This is a genomic window from Bacillus sp. AC266, assembly GCF_979253805.1.
The window spans coordinates 932,073-950,284 of sequence record NZ_CEEDEC010000001.1; the positions used below are offsets into that span (position 1 = coordinate 932,073).

Here is an 18,212-nt window from a genome sequence, read left to right on the forward strand (position 1 = left end):
TAAATAAAATAATTTGTCAGTATCATTTCTACTATGAATGGCCTACTTGAATTATTAACTTAAGAAGTTTCTTAAGTTTTAAAAAAAAGCTTATGGAACCTTTCATTCCATAAGCCATTCTATTTAATTGGATGTTCAACAATAAAGGACATCCAGCCTACTTTATATTCTGCATGTATATTACCATTATGAAGTTCAACAATTCTTTTTGAAATAGCGAGTCCCAGTCCATTTCCTTGATCATCTTTTCTTGCCTTATCACCCCTGAAAAACCTTTCAAATAATTTATTAGGATCGCTAACAGGCGGCTTCTCGACTTTATTTGATACTTTCAAAATTGCTTTGTTACCTATTAGTTCAAGACATATTGATAATTCGGATGGTTTCATGCTGTACTTTATCGCATTCATAAACAGATTTTCATAAACACGTACCATTTTTTCTACATCCATGAAAATAGGTATTGTTTCTTCCGTTATTGATTTTTGAACACTTAAACCTGCCTTTTCAAATATAGGAATATATTCTCCAACTATTTGCTCCAACAAGCCTGATAAATCAACTTCGTTAATGTTTAACTTAGCATCGATGTCTGATAAACGGGTGTACTCAAATAGTTCATCAATTAGATATTTCAATCTCTGTGATTTTAAATAAGTGGTTTCGAGATACTCCTGTAATTGTGCTTTACTGTCGTATTGCCCTCTTTTTAATAAATCTACATAGCCGATAATAGATGTCAACGGTGTGCGTAAGTCATGAGATACGTTGGTTATGAGTTCATTTTTTGTACGTTCCAATTGTCTTTCCTGTTCAAATGTATTCTCCAATTCCTTGGACATATAATTAATATTTTGAGCAAGATGAGTCAATTCATCCTTTCCCTCAATCCCAATTGTCAAACCCAGCTTTCCATTGGCAATATCATTAACACTATCAGAAATGAGCTTTAAATATATTATTTTCTTTCGAACCAATATCAAAAAAATGATTATAAAAGTAAAGATTGCTAACGCGAATATAAGAAATGTAAGCATATTATTTTCAAATGTACTAAGATCATCAAGATAGTGATTTAGATTTAATGGTATTATGACATATAGAAAAGTGAGGATTGTTAAACCAAACGAAACAAAAAAACTAACTGCAACAGCACCAAGAAGTTTTATAATTATCTTATTTCTAAAACTAACCTTCTTCATATTTTGTACCCAATTCCCCAAACAGTTTTAATATAAATTGGATGTTTAGAATCCTCTTCAATTTTGTCTCTTATTTTTGTAATATGCACCATGACAGTATTATCCGATTTATAAAAAGCATCTTTCCAAACTGCTTCATATATTTTTGCAACACTGAGAACAATTCCTTTGTTACGAGCAAGTAGTTTGAGTATATCGAACTCTTTTGGAGTTAGCCTTACTTCCGTTCCTCTTACCCATACTTGACGTGTATCTGTATTCACGGTTAAATCACCAATTTCTAAGATGCTTTTATTATTATCTGTATGCATATTGTATTTTTTAAACCTTCTTAATTGGGATTTTACTCTAGCGATTAACTCCAACGGGTTAAACGGTTTTGATAAATAATCATCGGCACCAGAAGCTAGACCCTGGATTTTGTCTATATCCTCTGATTTTGCAGATAGCATGATAATAGGCATATTTCGTTCTTCCCTAATCTTCATACACACTTCAATACCATCCATATTAGGCATCATGACATCCAAAATAATAAGATCGAACTTCTTTTCTTCTAACAATTTTAAAGCTTCAATAGCATCTTCTGCCTTTTGAGTTTTCAGACCTTCATTTTCCAAATAAACAGAGATAAGATTTCTAATCTCTTTATCATCATCAACAATAAGAATTTTTGACTCCATCATATTCCTCCACATTTTTCTCGTATTGAACAACTAAAGGCAAAAGCAGGTGGTACATTTCTATCCTCTCTTTAGTATATACTTGCAATTAAAAGCGCCAAAATAACATAATCGGTATAAAAGATAATGTCTTAAATATTGTTCAAAATTTTCTTTAGATCCATTTACAATTAATAAGTTTTCTTCTTCATTAAATTTAGCTTTTAATAAAAAATAATTATTTTGAGATTCCTTCTTTTAATTAAACTTTTTTGATTACACCTGTAGTTTATATAACTTATAAAATGAAAAAAGAATCCTCTTCAATACGCTCATTAAAGGAAATTCTTTTTCAAATCTTATTTTCTTTACTCGTTACTTATTTTAACCAGTTTTTCTCCTTGTTCTAAAAGTGTTTCATAGTCATTGTTCTCTTTAATTTCTTTGATTTTATTTTCAATTGTGGGCGTATTATTTATATTAAAGTACGTATTTAATACTTCATATGGTGTCTTTCCTTGTTTGGTTGCACTATCTTCAATAGCTTCTTTCCATGGAATATTTGCTTTGTCCATGCTTAATTCAAGGGCTGAACCAGTCTCATATCTCATATTCCGCTCTAAAAACTTTGGAGATTCTGCCTGTCCATTAGCAACGAAGTTGAACGCCTCCATAAAAGTAACATGATATGGCTTCTGTTTCTTTGCAAGTACCATAAGATTTCCACCAGTTAACTTACTATAACGATACTCTAAGTATCGTGCTGAACCTTCTATTGCTTCAGTTTTTGTTTCTCCAATTAATTGAGGCCATTTTTTATAGCGATAGTTACGTACAATTGTCCAATCATATAATGCCTGATTAATACTTTCTGGGCTTGTATCAATCATTGCTTTATCTAATAGCTTAAATTCTAATCCCATTAGCGCGTAATTTTCTTTATTAATAGGATATTCGTGAATAAACTCTCCACCATTTGCATCATATGTCCAATCTTTTTGTTTATAAGCATGAAAACCTTCATGTAATAAGAAAGATGAAAAATCAAAATATAAATCTGGATTACTAAACATTTTAGGATGATATTTTAAATAAAATACATCCATATCATTAATATTTATTGTCCCAAAATTCCAAGGAATCCAGGTAGAAATAGTTCTAAAATCAAAACGAGTTAAGCGATAGACTTTAGGTAGATGCAGAGAATTTGAGACTTTTATTTCCTTTGCAAAAATACTATTTTCTAATCCCGTTACATTAACTGCATAAGCTTCTTGTCTAAAGAATCCCCCGTCTTTATTACTACGTATCAGAACCAATGGCATTTTTTCGAAGCGATAATCTTCATTCCAAAGTTTATCACTCGATTCTTCAAAGCTCTTATAAATAGTAGCTAATTCTTTTAACATCTTTTGATCCGTATTATCTAAAGACTTAAACTCTGTATGCTATGTTTTATTTAAAATTATGCTTCCCAACATAATTCCTATAAATATTACTAATAAGATTAAAATTACCTTTAAAAATTTTTTCAACACACACTCCTTTTCTAAAACGATAATCCTTATGATGAGTAAGGTTTACAAGTTTTATGTTTATTTACACTCTTTTGGTGCAGACACAATTTATACACGATATTATTTTGATAATTGTTCCATCCTGTCAAAATTCCGGTTATAGTTAACAATTAATATTGGATGATTATTCAATTTTATTGTAAGGGGATAGTGCAAGAGTTCCTACAAATAAGGTTAAAGTAGTACTCAATGTAGGAACGATGCTATTTTTCCTCTTCCTTTCCCTTCATCATAACGGGGGCCAATTATGATGATATTTAGTATACATAACATTATTACATTAACCTTCTTTCGGAAGTACAATTCTTTTATACAATTGAACTGTAATCCAGTAGTAAATCGAGTAAATCACTATGAAAATAACAATTGGTAACCAAATTCGAAAATACGGATCGATTAAAAGAGGGCCAAACATATTCATACCAACTAATATGTGAACAATACCGATAATTGCTGGGACTAAGAATACGAAGGATAACTCCTTATAAATCGATTGTGTTAATAATTCCCGGCGAACACCAATTTTACGAAGCATTTGATAACGTATACTATCTTTAGATGCGCCAGATAGAATTTTAAACATTAAGCAACTTGCCATCATTGCTAAAAACGCAATTCCAACGAAGAACCCCATAAACATTAGTCCGCTGGAAAAACTTTGATTCGCCTTATATGTTTGATACTTACTATCCAGTTCTTCCACTTTCACATTTTTATATTTAACTACCTGCAATTCATCAATTTTTTTCCATTCTTTTACGTATGCTCCAAAAACATCTGTTTTCCCAATAAACACCGTATTTTCTGTATCTTTCATACTATCGTATATGTTTTGATCTACAATTTTTATTTTATGATCAGGATGTATATAATTTGGCTGAATTGTTTCGAAAGCTTCTCTCCATTGTTTTGATTCCGCATCCTCTTTACCCCATTGTCTTGACAATGCAAATGCATCCATGGGAATCTCTTCTGAAACTTTCATTATCTTCTCATTTTTTCTATCTTTTACTAAAGGACGATTGTTCTCTAGCTCTTCTTTTATATAATAAACATACTTATCATCTACTTTGTAACGATATTCAAGTTTCTCTTGAAATAAAATACTACTCAAAATGTTCTTTTCTTCTGCTGTTGGATTATGAACTACCGAATCGTAAATTGTTCCTTTATCAGTCTGCTTTAAAACGTCATTTTTAAATGCCATACCACACGCAATTCCACCTGCTCCAAGGGCTACTAAGATTGCTACCGTCGCAAGCACATTTGTTAGGCCATTAATGCGGAAGTTTAATTGAGCAAAGGTAAAAGCATTAAGCCCTTTTTCACTACGCTTTTTATTACTTTTTATTTTTTTTATCATGACTGGGAGAAGTGATCCAAACAACATGTAAGTACTAACAGTTGCTGCGATTAATCCAAGAGCCATTAATGTAGGAACGGTTCCTAGATTTTTTGCCTGTGGTATATAGAGCAGTGATGCATAACCAATACCTAACAAAATCAGACCAAGGAATGCAACTACAACTGTCATTTTTCCTTTTACCGCGACACGCTCTGTTTGTGCATCTGCATGTACAAGTTGTAATACAGAAATACGTGATAATTTAATACTATTCATACTTGCTGATAGTACAAATAATGCAAAGAAGAAGATGCAAGTAGCAACCATAGATGGAATGTACAAAGCTTTGTAACCTTCTCCAGTTAACTCCAATTGTTTCATTAATAACTGTCCGATACCTTCTGCAAGTCCTACACCAATTGTGATCCCAATTACAAGTGATGCCGCACCTAATACAATTGTTTCAAGGAACATCAGTAATGTAACTTTATACTTTTTTGCTCCTAACATCATATACATACCAAACTCTTTTTGGCGAAGAGATAATAAGAAAGAGTTTGCATACATAATGTAAAAAAATGTTACAATCGCTAATAAAAAGGAACCTATTTGGAATATTAATACAATAGGACCAACGTTTGCATTAGATTCAAGGAACGTTTTATTTAGTGATAGCGTTTGAAACATATAGAAAGTTGAAATAGATACAATTAGACCAATAAGTAATACAATATAATCTTGTAACTTACTTTTTAGCCCTGACATGGAAAGTTTAAATAACATGCCCAAACCTCCTTTCTTATGCTTTTTGTGTGCCTAAGTCTGCAAGCACGTCTAAAATTTCTTTGTAAAACTCTTCACGTGTACCATTACGGTGAATTTCTTTATATAACTCACCATCTTGAATGAATAAAATACGCTGACAGTAACTTGCACTGTATGGATCATGTGTAACCATCATAATAGATACACCTTGTTCTTTATTTAAATTTGTCATTGCATTAAGTAAACTAGTTGCATTTTTAGAATCAAGAGCTCCTGTTGGCTCGTCCCCTAAAATAATTGCAGGCTCATGCACTAACGCACGTGCTGCTGCTGAACGCTGTTTCTGTCCACCAGATACTTCAGATGGGTACTTTTGAAGTATTGCTACAATCCCTAACATATCAGCTACCTTTTCTACTTTCGGCCCAATTTTTCGTGATGGGACACCTTGAAGAGATAATGGAAGTGCAATGTTTTCGTAAATAGATAAATTCTCTAATAAATTAAAGTCTTGGAAAATGAATCCTAACTTTTGCGAACGGAAATCAGAAAGCTCACCTTGCTTCATTTTCGTAATATCCGTTCCTGCAATTTCAATAACGCCACCTGTCGCTTTATCAAGAGTCGAAATTACATTTAATAATGTTGTTTTGCCAGAACCAGATGGCCCCATAATCCCAACAAACTCACCATCTTGAATCGAGAATGAAACACCTTTTAATGCGTGTGATTGATTCTCAGCTTTTTTACCGTACACTTTTTGAACGTTTTTCACGTCTACAACTGGTTTCGTCATATATCCTCCTACGTTTGTATGATTGATAAGCTACTGTTTGAGTTATGTCTTTTTCGTTTCCACTTGCAATGCTTCATCTGTAAAAGTATTAAACTTGTCCACCACGAATACACATCCTTTTATTTTTCAAAATAATAAGTCCTTTCATACTTTTGTAATACATAAAAATAGGTATCAAACGGGATTTATTGTATTTAATTTGAATATCTATTTTTAGTAATACACATAATAGACAATCTAAGTAATAAATATGTTCCCCTTTAAGATAAGAAAGCACTAGGTGTTTTGTTAAGAAAACACAATGAATTGCACATAAAAAATCCCTTTTCGCCATCTCACAAAAAAGAATCATTGCTGCAGCCTTTATAAACTTTATAATGGCTGGCTCATGCACAAGTATACATGTTGCTGCCCACTAGATACTTCAGGTGGATGCTTTTGGAGTATCGCTGAAACTTCTAACATATAAGCTACCTTTTCTACCTCCGGGCGAGTAATTCGTGATGGAACACCTTGAAGGGAAAATGAAGAAACAATTTTGTATAATCATTTGAATTATAAATAAAACATATTAAGAACTACTGGTTATATTTCTTAATTTTTCTTAAGATAATTTATAAAAACTAAACCATAATGGGGAGATTATTTCATAATTGTTTCTAGTACAAATAATAAAAAAACTACATCCTATATTGAATGTAGTTTTTCTAGCTGATTTATTTATTTTTTACTTCATTTTTATAAAAAGCAAATAATGGTTCAATGGCTGGACTAGATAAAAGAGGAATTGCCTTCTCAATCAACTCTCTATCCCAATCATACCAACGCATTTCCATTAGCATATTCATTTCTGTATCAGTGAACCGTTTCTTTATTTCCTTAGCAGGATTACCGCCCACTATCGTATATGGCGGAACATCTTTACTTACGACAGATCCTGCTGCAACAATTGCACCTTCACCGATTGTAACGCCAGGCATTATAATAGCATTCATTCCAATCCAAGCATCACTTTTAATGACTGTATCACCCTTCGGTTCATATGATTGTTCAATTTGCTCAGCGAATGGATATACTGTAATCCATTCTGAGTGATGATTATGATTACCACCCATTAATATGACTACTCCACTGGCAATACAAACATAATTCCCAATTATGAGTTTATCAAGATGCCATCCCATCTGTTCAATTGGATTGAAAAGTACTCGGGACTTAGCATCCCCCCACAAATACCTTACACAGCCATCTTCAAAATTTTGATGACCATAATACCCTGAATAATAGGAGTACTCTCCTACCTCAATGAGTGGATTTGTTACTATATCTTTTAAATACTTCGTTTCTGACCAATGATTATATAATGGATGCTTCATAACTTTATTCCTCGCTTCTAAGTATTGTAGATCTTTGTAATTCACTTAGAAGCTTAATACGACTGCTACATTTTTTAGCTTTCTCAAACGACGAATCATTATATTCAAGCCCTTCTTTTATAATAAAAAAATCATAACGTGATAAATTATATAAGTCAAATTGTAAAATTATGTGTTCAAACTTAACGCGTGCATTGAAATTTCAGTTTTAAAATAATCATGTTTTCAAATAATAAATCGCAATTACATATAATAAAGATTTATTAGCTATATCTCTAACTTCTTTCTTATATTAGCCTTCACTCCCTCGATATAATTTTATTATTTATTAATTTGTCTGATAAATCAATAAATGTTAATATGATTATAGAAGATATTATCATCCATTAGATTTCACAGCTAGTTTTTCACAAATACGATTTCTGAATCCTTAAGTAAATAGGAGGTTTAGAACATGAAACTTTTAAGGCAATCAACAATTATTGGCGCATTGACTGTTGGAGGATTTTTATTTTCGAATACAATTGGTACACTCCCACCCGTGTCTGCTGAATCGCAACTTACACAAAAAGAATCACAACTTTTAGATAATTGGCGGTGGCAAAACTATTTTTTATTACATCATAATGCAGATTTTTTAGAAGAGTTAGCAGTTGGTGACTTAAAGCATGGAGATACATTCGATGTTAATATATATACTGGTGGTAAGGATACTGGTATTGTAAAAATATATCAATTGAGTGGAAATGAAAATGATGAAATAAACTTGCATAGATATAAAACCATTTACGACTCAGGTATAACACATAATTATGGTAGATTTGTAACACCTATTACTAAGGTTTATAATCCAGGAACATATGTAGCTGTTATGAAACTTGGAGAAAATTATTATTATGGGGGCAGCTTTAAAATCTCAAAATAATTAACGTAAATTCGCCATTAATTAAATGTTAAATACTATTGTTATTAGACAAAGACCATTTTAAAAGCCCCCTTATATAAGGGGGGGATTTTTTGATTGTTTCCCCTTTTTAGGGCTAGAAGAAATCCTTACTTTCTTTATAAATTAGCATTTTTATTCACTAACCGTTTTCACTTCTTTATGTTCTACAATCCGATATGCAATATTGCATATTCTATATGTTCACTCTTTAAATATTTGATAATTTATTTATACAAAATTTTAAAATTAATATTGAAAGGAGAATATTAAATGTCTTTCTTTTCTTGGTCTCCTCTTATTTTCTTAATAGGTGTTGCAATTATCATTTCTATTCAAAGGGCTAAGAAACAATAATTTATTATTTGGAGGTGTAATAATGTCATTTGCAGCATGGAGTGCAATTTTTATGACTTTAATTGGAGCAATATCCGGAGCAATCTTTGGTACAATTCCCTCTAGAAATAAGAGAAAAAATACTAACTAAAAAAAACTAATAATAAAAATTAATATCTATTTTAGTGACAGCTAATACGCCCCAAACATTTCAGCTGTCACTTTCTATTCAAATATCTTCCTCTTCAAAACTCCATCCACCATCAATATAATTTGCTGACCATTCTTTTCACTCTTGCTCGAAGAAAGCTCCCAACTCTTTCTGGATTTTTGGGTCGTATTCTAATTGTTATAAAGTAAGTTCATCTTTATGATTAGACCGTGATATCCAATTCCTAATATAAAATGCCCTTTTATTTTTTTGATCCATCTTCATTCTCCTTTTCTTTCAAATAACGCTTTTATGAAAATTCCATTGTCTAATTCTTCACTTGTCCATTTCGCTTTTCTCTACTTCTGCATTTATTATTAGTAATACTAATTTTTCAGAGGTGAAATTATTATGGACGAGTTTTTATCTTTTTCTTCAGTAAATCCTAATTTAGTCGGACCTACTTTACCACCTATTCCACCATTCACACTTCCTACTGGGCCTACTGGCAACACCGGACCTACCGGGCCCACTGGACCTACTGGACCTACTGGCAACACTGGAGCTACCAGTGATACTGGGCCTACTGGTAACACTGGACCTACTGGACCTACTGGGCCTACTGGGCCACCTGATGGACCTACCGGGAGCACTGGACCTACTGGACCTACTGGACCTACCGCGCCCACTGGATCTACTGGGGACACTGGACCTACCGGACCCACTGGACCCACTGGATCTACTGGGCCCACTGGATCTACTGGGCCCACTGGACCTGGATGTATAGAGCCACTACCAATATTCACTCAAATAGTCTATGTAAACAAAGCTGGTAATGACGTTACCGCTGATGGTTCTGAATGTGCACCGTTTTTAACAGTTACTGCAGCAATGGCATCAATAACGGATGCAATAGCGCCATTTCCGGATCCTTTAAATATAACTAAACGTTATGCTATCAAAATTGGACCCGGTACCTATATTGAACCATTAATTCATTTAAAAGCTAACATTCAATTGATTGGGACTAGTACTTTATTAACTAGATTACAAATTCCTTTTGATATAAATGATCCGACTTGGTTTGATTTGAATTTTTCACAAGATCCTAGATCTGGGTTTGTCAATCTGTCATTAATAAGTGGGCCACTTGATTTTAACTTTCAAACAGCGCAAAGTATTTCAGGTAAACTATTCTTTGTTAGCGTTAATATAACCCCTACTCCTATATTCACAGCTTTATCTACTTCTGTGAATCAAGTTAATATCCGTGACTCAATGTTATCCGCTGGTTATACTCAAAATGGCATTAACATGGTGATGTTTGCTTCATTCGTTTCTAATGGTAATATTACTATTAATTCACAAGCGACCACAGATACTCAAGTCAATTTAGTTGGTGGAGGAATAAATGGTAATGTCATTATTAATGTACAATCTGGTCATATTCCAATTGACCCTTTAAATTTAACCAGTTTTGCTATTACAGAAAACATTTTTAATCCCAGTCCTAATTCAGGTAATTTAAATGTCAATGGCGTTAATAACATTATTACAAGAGTCAGAGCGACAGTTGATTCATTACCTATTCGTTCCCGAATAACTCTTATAGGAACAAATACTTCTTTAATTAGAGTTGATGACGCTTTCGATTTAGCTTATGCACCTATCAATCCAATAAATTGGGCTGCTCCTCCTCCTACAACAGTACAGGAAGCTTTAGATAGAATTGCTTCATTGCTCGCAGGAACTATCGGTACTCCATAAATACCTTAGAAAGAACTTAAACCCTGTTTCTATACAAGCTAAGTTGTTATGGTATATGAGAGAAAGTCTCTTCAAATCTTATTGGAGAGACTTTTTTCGTTTCTAAGTAAATCCAATATTCAAAAATGAATCTATATGATAAACAAAGTAATTATTTCTTAACAAAATTCAAATTCCATTGAACTTTCTTCCCATTATTCTTTATCTCCGTCAGTGGCTCCATTTCCTTTTTTACAAATACATCTATCATTTTTCTTTGTATATCTTCTTTTTGTTCTTCCTCGGATCTAAAACCAAAATAAAGTAATGCACTTGTAATAACCAGTCCTACAATGTATCCTAAAATACATCCTAACCAAAATATAATGTACCATCTCCCTATGCATTAATTCGGATATATATTAATACATTAAAATGTAACATATGACGATTTTGCTATAACACAAATAAAATATAAAATATAAAATAAACAGAAGTATATATACAATAAAGTATATTTTCCCCTTCATAAGTACTAAAAAAACAGCAATTAATCATTATTAACTGTAAAACTTAATATTACATACTGATGAAAAATGAATTTCTAATAAAATTCTATACAAAAAAAGTAGCCTATAAAGTTTTATAGGCTACTTTTCATTTCATCATTATTACTTAACTAATTCTTTCGTTCCCTTCATTACATCAACGAAGAATCCCCAGTTATTCACAACAGAAGAAATACTAATATGCTCATCTGGAGTGTGAACGTTGAATATATCTGGACCGAATGAAATTGCATCTAATTCAGGCATCTTTTGAACGAATACACTACATTCGATCCCTGCATGCACAGCAAAGATTTCAACATCTTTATTGTATTTTTCTTGATGCACTTTTTCAAACAAATTACGAATCTGTGAATTCGGATTGTATGGCCATTCTGGATACTCTGACTCTATTTCAAATGTTGCACCAACTAATTCGGCAATACATTTAATTTCATCTGCAACATGTTGTTTTAAACTACTGACAGAACTTCTCACTTCGTTACGTAATTTAATTTCATTTTGCAACGTTTCAATAACGCCTAAATTTGTTGAACTTTCTACTAGACCTTTAATATCCATGCTCATACTTTGAATGCCATTCGGAATTAAGAATAATGATGAAATAAGTTGCTTTTGTGTCTCTTTAGCAAATACTTTTTCTACTTTCTCATCCAATTTTGTAAGAGTTACATGAACATCTGGATCAACAGCACGCATTTCTTCTTGTAATACTCTTGTCCATGATTCTAGTTTTTCTTCTACTTTCTCTATATCTTCCGTACGCAATACAATTGTAGCCACACTTTCACGCGGAATTGCATTTGTTTTTAATCCGCCGTGAACCTCACTTACATCAAATTGGATATTTGCTGATAAATCACGTAATACTCGTCCTAATACTTTGTTCGCATTACCGCGTTGTTTATCAATTTCCATACCAGAATGTCCGCCTTTTAGACCACCAACATATAGACGGAATGCATCCATATTCACTGGCGCTTCATCCCATATTACTGGAATTGTTTCTACAGCTTTCGCACCACCTGCACTACTTACAAGTAATTTATGATCTTCTTCAGAATCAATATTTATAAAAATCTTTCCTTCAAAGTGATTTGCATCAACAGCGAAAGCCCCGCCCATTGTTGTTTCTTCTTCAGTAGTAATAACTACTTCAAGTGCTGGATGCGAAATGTCTGATGCATCTAATAAAGCCATTGCATACGCAACTGCGATACCATTATCCGCTCCTAAAGTCGTTTGATTTGCATATAACATGTCCCCAATAATTCGTAATTCAATTGGATCTTTTTCAAAATCATGTACGATTGCTTGATTTTTTTCACATACCATATCCATATGACCTTGAATGATAATAGCTGGTACATTTTCATAGCCAGCAGTTGCTTCTTTTTTTATAATGACATTCAATGCTTCATCTTGAATCACTTCTAAATTACGCTCTTTTGCAAAGCTCACTAAATAATCACTAATTTCCTTTTCATTACCTGATCCTCTAGGAATCTTTGAAATTTCTGTAAAATGATAAAATACAGGGTGCTTTGTTAATTGTTCTAAAGTAGAATACATTTTTCAAGCTCCTCTCAAAATGACAAAATAATATGTAAGTCTTTAATCATTATACCATGATTCATTATTTTACCTTTCTTTTAACTTTTTAATATATTATTCATTTTATGTACAACACTCTTACAATATTGTAAGGGTGTTGTAAGCTATATCGATTTTCCTCATTTCATAATAGCCGTATACTGTGTAAAGAAACAAATTTAAGGAGATAAACAAAATGAAAAAGTTTTTATCAATTATTACACTATGTTTATTATTTTCTAGTATTACTATTGGGTGTGAGCGAGCATCACTAAATCGAATTGGTAAAGATGTGTATTATGTGCAGATAAAAGGCGAAGGGACTATCGAAAAAGTAGAAGGTAAAAACTTACGAAACTACACGTTGCCCGCCTATGACGAAGACGGAGTAAAAAAACAAATTACATTTAGAAGTAAGAAAGCATCAAACGAACATAAATTAAATGAAAAGGCATTTTTATGTCTTTATGTAGATCAAGATGATAAGAGCAAAAATGAAATATCATCAATTGAAGTGAAGTCATATGAAGAGGTTCAGGAAGCTGAGTTACCTGCAAAAGTAAAAGAAAAGTTAAATGCTAAATAAAAAACAAAAGAAAATGCACTATGCATTTTCTTTTGTTTTTTTCACTCGTATATATTTCGAACTGTTTCTATTCATAAGTTTTTCTAAACGATTTATATTTTCTGTTAGTGCACCTTTCACAAGAGAGAAATCTGTATTCGATTCTTCCTTTTTTTCTTTAAAAAACGAAGATTTTTGTACATTTATTTCTGCCATCTCTTCTCCCCCTTTTATAAAAAAATACAACCTTTTATTTATATTATATAGCAAATGCAAACAGAGTGTACATGTATCATTTTCTTTTTAATTCTTCTACTTGCTGCATAGTATCTCCTTTTATTAAAGAGAAATCTCTTGTATCTTCAACTTCTACCTGGCATTCTATCTTTTGTATTTTTGTTAATTATCATAAAATTACCAATATTAATCTACTATTTAATAATAATATTTGATATTATATAAAAGTAGATTTTAATGGGATTATCACCTAATATATTTTTGATTAAAATAATTTCTCATATAAGAAGGTTAACCATATTGAATATTATCGTGACTCCAGAATTATTAGAAGCTACTGCTAACATATATATTGATAACACTTCAAACGTTACATATCAGAGCTTAGATGATATTGCACATAAAATTGAAGCAATTTCAGACGATAGTTTATTTTTAGAATCTAAAAATTTATTGCAGATAGTATTTCAAGAAGGGGAAAAAGAAAGCAAAATTGTAGGAACTCTCCCAAACCGTCTGGTACAAAATATCGAAGACTTATTCCCACTGTCTATTCAAGAAGGGAAAACAATGTTAATAGAGAATGGCTTTAATTCCTTATATGCTGAGAATTTTATAAAGGATTTAAAAACAACGCAGTCTATCTATACTATTATGCGTCTAGATACAACAGAAAAGGATGAAGTTATTTCTGATAATGGATTCTTTGTTATTGAATCACCAAACACTCAATGGCTATTAACTCGAAATAGAATAAATGATTCCTTTGATATAACTTATTTAACCAAAAATCTTTTCGAAAATGAAATAGAAAAACTAATAAAACATTAATCCTTTAAGACGGGAGTATATTTATATTGAATAAACAACAGAATTCTAATAAAAAAAGGAAAGCCTTTTTGAAAATAGGATATTACCTATCATCACTGTTCTTTCAGGTGTAATTCTACTAGTGTACAAAGGATTAGAATTTATTTCAAAGTATATACTACTTTTAATATTATTTGCCCTAATTATTGCTTCGTTATACTTATTGTTTATGAAAGAAGTAGTTGGTGCTACTGTCGGATTTATTTTTGCAGCTCTTGGGTATTATATGTATAAAATCATTTTTAAACAAAAAAAGAAATAGTGCATAAACAAATCATAAGAAGATAATTTAAAAGAGAATGCTTTTACGCATTCTCTTTTAAATTATCTTCTTTTATATACTTATATGGGGTGTCCTCCATAAATTTTTCTAATCGATTCACATCTTGAGTCAATGCACCCTTCACAAGAGAGAAATCTGTATTTGCTTCTTCTTTTTTTTCTTTAAAAAACGAAGAATTTTGTACATTTATTTCAGCCATCTCTTCTCCCCCTTTTCAAAAAGATACAACCTTTTATTTATATTATATAGCAAATGCAGACAGAGTGTACACGTATCATTTTCTTTTTAATTCTTCTTCTAACTCTTCTACTTGCTGCAAAGTATCTCCTTTTATTAAAGAGAAATCTGTTGTATCTTCATTATTTTCTTTAAAAAAATCATTGTCATAATCTTTTATCACTACAATCACCTCTATGTGCTAGTGTAGGAATGATTGTCCAATTTTATACAAGCTTGTCTGAATTTGTTCTCCCTTTATGTATAGGTGAAAAGGACAGAAAAAGATTCTGTCCTTATTTACTAAAATAACTATGATGAATTGTTAAATTATATACATTTTCAAAATCTCGATCTTGAAGGTTATTTTTCTTCCCATCAATAACAATGAAAACATCACTAACTATTTTTGCTGGTATAATTCCGACATTTTCTACTTGCACCGCTTTCTGCTCATTCAATTGCTCGATGTGTTCTAATGGAACAATAATACTAAATTGAGAGCGGATACCACGAAAGTTTGTATTTAATTCCTTCACCGCTTCAAATACAACAATTTTCGCTCCAATTTTTTCCCCATATGAATCTAAAAATGCGTTTAAGCTTTTTGTATATTCCTCTTCCGTATGCCATTCCATCGTCCCAAATGCTGCTGGATTAATATTTTGGATAATGTTCGTATATATTTCTCCTCTTGCTTTTGAGGCGATTAATGACCGCTTTATGGATTGAACAGTTTTACCGATATCGCTAAATTTCGCTCCCCATATTTCAGAAATGTTAGGTGTTAAAATAAATGCAATATCAACGAAAATGACCATCGCAGTAAACATTAATAAGTTTTTCCAGAGGGTTAAATCGATTCCTTTTATCATGAAATAAACTGTGACTGATGTTATGAATAATCCATACCAAGTTTTTCGAATTCGCTGCTTTTTCTCTTCGTATAACTCTTCATTTCTCCAATAAAAGAAAACAAGAACTACAAAAATGATCGCTAAAATAAATAAGCCGATTCGAATGTTAGAGATTACCAATCATATCACCCTCCATTCAAAAACTACTCACGATATCATTACATGCACAAGCAGCTCTCTTTATGACAAAAGACGTGGACAAGCTTCTAAATTTAGCTACATCGCATATACATTAGAAGGAGGCCGCGTCTTTTATCCCGCATTAACGGGCAGTAAGCCCCCCCCCCACCTCAAAATTCAGCGAAAGCAAAGACGTTAGGTGAGGGATCAACTGCCCATAAAAGCCCGATTGGTGAAGGCTAATAATCAGTGCGGGATGAACACCCTCCACTGATTAAAGTTTCACTTTATCATGAATCTACATTGTATATGTAGACAAGCATGCGTTTCAAATTTTCATGTTAAAAAGAAATATGTTTCGGAATTTCCCCTTCAGGTACTTCTCCATCCATACTTAAGTAATAATGACGAATCGGACGTAATTTTTCATCTAACTCATAAACAAGCGGAATGCTAGTTGGAATATTTAATGAAGCCACACCATCACTTGAAAGGTTGTCTAAGTATTTCACTAGCGAACGAATTGTATTACCGTGCGATGAAATAATTACTTTCTCACCACTTTTTAATGACGGTGCAATTTCTGAATGCCAATAATCAACTACTCTTTTCTCCGTATCCTCTAAACATTCAGTCAATGGGAATTCATCTTTTTTTAACGTTTTATATCTTGGATTGTTCGCCTCATATCGAGGATCATCTTCAGTAAGTGCAGGCGGTCTCACATCTATACTTCTTCTCCAAATATGAACTTGTTCATCTCCATATTTTTTTGCAGTTTCGTCTTTATTCAATCCTTGTAGTGCACCATAATGGCGTTCATTCAACTTCCATGAGTTATGTATAGGGACCCAAGTGAGATCCATTTCATGCAGTACAATCCATAATGTACGAATTGCTCGTTTTAGTACCGAGGTATACGCAACATCAAATGTATATCCATTCTTTTTTAATATTGTTCCTGCTTCTCTCGCTTCACTTAATCCATTCTTTGATAAATCCACATCTGTCCATCCTGTAAATCGATTTTCAAGATTCCACAAACTTTGTCCGTGACGAATGAGTACAAGTTTTATCATTATAATTCCCCTCTCGGAAATATGAATTTTAAAATTTCAATACGTACACATATAAAGTTTTTGGCAATGTGAATTTTTTATCCATAGTTGCCAAATATACAGATAAAAATTTATGATTTTTCAAACTACAAAACAAGATACTGTTTCTATCTTTTATTCTACTGGTATTTCACGCTTAGACGTCCATGCATCAAATCCTGAACGGCTATTTGCCATTTCATTCATAACTTGATGCCAATTTTCTTCACATGATTCGCCAAACTGTGAGAAAATAGCTCCCATTTGTTCTCTTTGAACATCGCTCAGTTTTTTCTCTAAGTCTGTTCCTTCTTCTGTTAAAGACAGCTGTTTCACACGACGATCATGTGCAGCTTCATTACTCTCAATAAGTCCTTTATCTAACAGTTGGCGCAACGGTCCGTGAAGAGCTTGTTTACTTATTTCTAAAAGTGATAGCAGTTCATTTACACTAAGCCCTGGAAAACGAGCGATAAAAAACAGAATTCTATGATGTACACGCTGTATACTATACTCTTTTATTATTTCATCTGGTTTTTCTGTAAAAGTTTTATATGCAAAGTAAAATAATGCTAATGCCTCATTCATTTGCTCTTCTTTATGTTGTGTCATCTACTTTCCCCCTGTATGTAAATTATACCACAACTCAATTATGAATAATTAAGTTGGTATATTGAGCCTAATTTCTTCATTCTAAAACCAACAAATTTCAACTATTATATTTTTTGAAGGTTGTTTAATTCGTAAATCATACCTTCAAATAAAGTATCCAAATTATTTTTTAAAGAATTCTTAAGGAAATAGGTTAAATTCAAATGATAAATATTGTAAAATTTATTTATTAAT

Annotated in this window: 17 protein-coding genes and 1 pseudogene; 5 read left to right on the forward strand and 13 right to left on the reverse strand. The window is 32.1% G+C overall.

Features of this window, described 5'->3' with window-relative positions; genetic code table 11:
- Window positions 1–119: 119 nt before the first annotated feature.
- From AC0IXC_RS04760 to AC0IXC_RS04785, 6 genes and pseudogenes are all read right to left on the reverse strand, one after another.
- Window positions 120–1,202: a sensor histidine kinase gene (locus AC0IXC_RS04760; RefSeq protein WP_016101995.1), complete on the reverse strand. Its 1,083-nt coding sequence runs from the start codon at window positions 1,200–1,202 to the stop codon at window positions 120–122.
- Entirely contained in the window at window positions 1,199–1,885 is a 687-nt protein-coding gene (locus AC0IXC_RS04765) for a response regulator transcription factor (RefSeq protein WP_002189634.1), read from the reverse strand. The genes AC0IXC_RS04760 and AC0IXC_RS04765 overlap by 4 nt, the downstream gene beginning before the upstream one ends.
- 347 nt (window positions 1,886–2,232) lie before the next feature.
- Window positions 2,233–3,399, reverse strand: a pseudogene (locus tag AC0IXC_RS04770) (hypothetical protein).
- Window positions 3,400–3,721: 322 nt separating this feature from the next.
- On the reverse strand, window positions 3,722–5,569 hold the full coding sequence (locus AC0IXC_RS04775) for an FtsX-like permease family protein (RefSeq protein ID WP_002189632.1): 1,848 nt from the start codon (window positions 5,567–5,569) through the stop codon (window positions 3,722–3,724).
- 16 nt (window positions 5,570–5,585) lie between these two features.
- A complete protein-coding gene (locus tag AC0IXC_RS04780) occupies window positions 5,586–6,347 on the reverse strand; it encodes an ABC transporter ATP-binding protein (RefSeq protein WP_098635016.1) in 762 nt (253 codons plus the stop codon).
- 716 nt (window positions 6,348–7,063) lie between these two features.
- Window positions 7,064–7,723, reverse strand: coding sequence for a CatB-related O-acetyltransferase (locus AC0IXC_RS04785; protein ID WP_471652653.1), 660 nt, complete (start codon window positions 7,721–7,723; stop codon window positions 7,064–7,066).
- A 454-nt stretch (window positions 7,724–8,177) separates the two neighbouring features.
- Here AC0IXC_RS04785 and AC0IXC_RS04790 point away from each other — a divergent pair, with 454 nt between their 5' ends.
- Window positions 8,178–8,648: a DUF5065 family protein gene (locus tag AC0IXC_RS04790; RefSeq protein WP_002189624.1), complete on the forward strand. Its 471-nt coding sequence runs from the start codon at window positions 8,178–8,180 to the stop codon at window positions 8,646–8,648.
- 916 nt (window positions 8,649–9,564) lie between these two features.
- Window positions 9,565–10,920: an exosporium leader peptide-containing protein gene (locus AC0IXC_RS04795; RefSeq protein WP_471652654.1), complete on the forward strand. Its 1,356-nt coding sequence runs from the start codon at window positions 9,565–9,567 to the stop codon at window positions 10,918–10,920.
- A 650-nt stretch (window positions 10,921–11,570) separates the two neighbouring features.
- On the opposite strand, the gene pepD is transcribed toward AC0IXC_RS04795, so the two are convergent.
- Window positions 11,571–13,040: a beta-Ala-His dipeptidase gene (gene pepD, locus AC0IXC_RS04800; protein ID WP_471652655.1), complete on the reverse strand. Its 1,470-nt coding sequence runs from the start codon at window positions 13,038–13,040 to the stop codon at window positions 11,571–11,573.
- Window positions 13,041–13,257: 217 nt separating this feature from the next.
- On the opposite strand from pepD, the gene AC0IXC_RS04805 reads away from it, so the two are divergent.
- The gene (locus AC0IXC_RS04805) at window positions 13,258–13,647 is read left to right on the forward strand and encodes a YxeA family protein (RefSeq protein WP_002189620.1); all 390 of its coding nucleotides are present in this window, start codon (window positions 13,258–13,260) and stop codon (window positions 13,645–13,647) included.
- An 18-nt stretch (window positions 13,648–13,665) separates the two neighbouring features.
- Here the strand turns inward: AC0IXC_RS04805 and spoIISB (AC0IXC_RS04810) are convergent, their stop codons facing one another.
- Window positions 13,666–13,842 (reverse strand): stage II sporulation protein SB, encoded by a 177-nt coding sequence (gene spoIISB / locus AC0IXC_RS04810; RefSeq protein WP_002189619.1) that lies wholly within the window; start codon window positions 13,840–13,842, stop codon window positions 13,666–13,668.
- A gap of 321 nt (window positions 13,843–14,163) precedes the next feature.
- Here spoIISB (AC0IXC_RS04810) and AC0IXC_RS04815 point away from each other — a divergent pair, with 321 nt between their 5' ends.
- Both AC0IXC_RS04815 and AC0IXC_RS04820 read left to right on the forward strand, forming a co-directional pair.
- On the forward strand, window positions 14,164–14,694 hold the full coding sequence (locus AC0IXC_RS04815) for a hypothetical protein (RefSeq protein WP_471652656.1): 531 nt from the start codon (window positions 14,164–14,166) through the stop codon (window positions 14,692–14,694).
- 121 nt (window positions 14,695–14,815) lie between these two features.
- Window positions 14,816–14,995 carry a hypothetical protein gene (locus AC0IXC_RS04820; protein WP_201052116.1) on the forward strand — a complete coding sequence of 60 codons (180 nt, stop codon included), beginning with the start codon at window positions 14,816–14,818 and terminating at the stop codon, window positions 14,993–14,995.
- 43 nt (window positions 14,996–15,038) lie between these two features.
- On the opposite strand, the gene spoIISB (AC0IXC_RS04825) is transcribed toward AC0IXC_RS04820, so the two are convergent.
- From spoIISB (AC0IXC_RS04825) to AC0IXC_RS04845, 5 genes are all read right to left on the reverse strand, one after another.
- Window positions 15,039–15,215 carry a stage II sporulation protein SB gene (gene spoIISB, locus AC0IXC_RS04825; RefSeq protein ID WP_002141782.1) on the reverse strand — a complete coding sequence of 59 codons (177 nt, stop codon included), beginning with the start codon at window positions 15,213–15,215 and terminating at the stop codon, window positions 15,039–15,041.
- Window positions 15,216–15,290: 75 nt separating this feature from the next.
- Window positions 15,291–15,416 (reverse strand): hypothetical protein, encoded by a 126-nt coding sequence (locus AC0IXC_RS04830; protein ID WP_002069312.1) that lies wholly within the window; start codon window positions 15,414–15,416, stop codon window positions 15,291–15,293.
- Between the two features lie 112 nt (window positions 15,417–15,528).
- A complete protein-coding gene (locus AC0IXC_RS04835) occupies window positions 15,529–16,269 on the reverse strand; it encodes a type II toxin-antitoxin system SpoIISA family toxin (RefSeq protein ID WP_002189615.1) in 741 nt (246 codons plus the stop codon).
- 341 nt (window positions 16,270–16,610) lie between these two features.
- Window positions 16,611–17,348 carry a 2,3-diphosphoglycerate-dependent phosphoglycerate mutase gene (gene gpmA / locus AC0IXC_RS04840; protein ID WP_326997715.1) on the reverse strand — a complete coding sequence of 246 codons (738 nt, stop codon included), beginning with the start codon at window positions 17,346–17,348 and terminating at the stop codon, window positions 16,611–16,613.
- 153 nt (window positions 17,349–17,501) lie between these two features.
- The gene (locus AC0IXC_RS04845) at window positions 17,502–17,978 is read right to left on the reverse strand and encodes a MarR family winged helix-turn-helix transcriptional regulator (RefSeq protein ID WP_002017049.1); all 477 of its coding nucleotides are present in this window, start codon (window positions 17,976–17,978) and stop codon (window positions 17,502–17,504) included.
- Window positions 17,979–18,212: the final 234 nt, after the last annotated feature.

Bases quoted from the DNA above. Each gene is read 5' to 3' on its own strand.
- AC0IXC_RS04760 (WP_016101995.1), bottom strand. From the start codon at position 1,202: ATGAAGAAGGTTAGTTTTAGAAATAAGATAATTATAAAACTTCTTGGT.
- AC0IXC_RS04765 (WP_002189634.1), bottom strand. From the start codon at position 1,885: ATGGAGTCAAAAATTCTTATTGTTGATGATGATAAAGAGATTAGAAAT.
- AC0IXC_RS04775 (WP_002189632.1), bottom strand. From the start codon at position 5,569: ATGTTATTTAAACTTTCCATGTCAGGGCTAAAAAGTAAGTTACAAGAT.
- AC0IXC_RS04780 (WP_098635016.1), bottom strand. From the start codon at position 6,347: ATGACGAAACCAGTTGTAGACGTGAAAAACGTTCAAAAAGTGTACGGT.
- AC0IXC_RS04785 (WP_471652653.1), bottom strand. From the start codon at position 7,723: ATGAAGCATCCATTATATAATCATTGGTCAGAAACGAAGTATTTAAAA.
- AC0IXC_RS04790 (WP_002189624.1), top strand. From the start codon at position 8,178: ATGAAACTTTTAAGGCAATCAACAATTATTGGCGCATTGACTGTTGGA.
- AC0IXC_RS04795 (WP_471652654.1), top strand. From the start codon at position 9,565: ATGGACGAGTTTTTATCTTTTTCTTCAGTAAATCCTAATTTAGTCGGA.
- pepD (WP_471652655.1), bottom strand. From the start codon at position 13,040: ATGTATTCTACTTTAGAACAATTAACAAAGCACCCTGTATTTTATCAT.
- AC0IXC_RS04805 (WP_002189620.1), top strand. From the start codon at position 13,258: ATGAAAAAGTTTTTATCAATTATTACACTATGTTTATTATTTTCTAGT.
- spoIISB (WP_002189619.1), bottom strand. From the start codon at position 13,842: ATGGCAGAAATAAATGTACAAAAATCTTCGTTTTTTAAAGAAAAAAAG.
- spoIISB (WP_002141782.1), bottom strand. From the start codon at position 15,215: ATGGCTGAAATAAATGTACAAAATTCTTCGTTTTTTAAAGAAAAAAAA.
- gpmA (WP_326997715.1), bottom strand. From the start codon at position 17,348: ATGATAAAACTTGTACTCATTCGTCACGGACAAAGTTTGTGGAATCTT.
- AC0IXC_RS04845 (WP_002017049.1), bottom strand. From the start codon at position 17,978: ATGACACAACATAAAGAAGAGCAAATGAATGAGGCATTAGCATTATTT.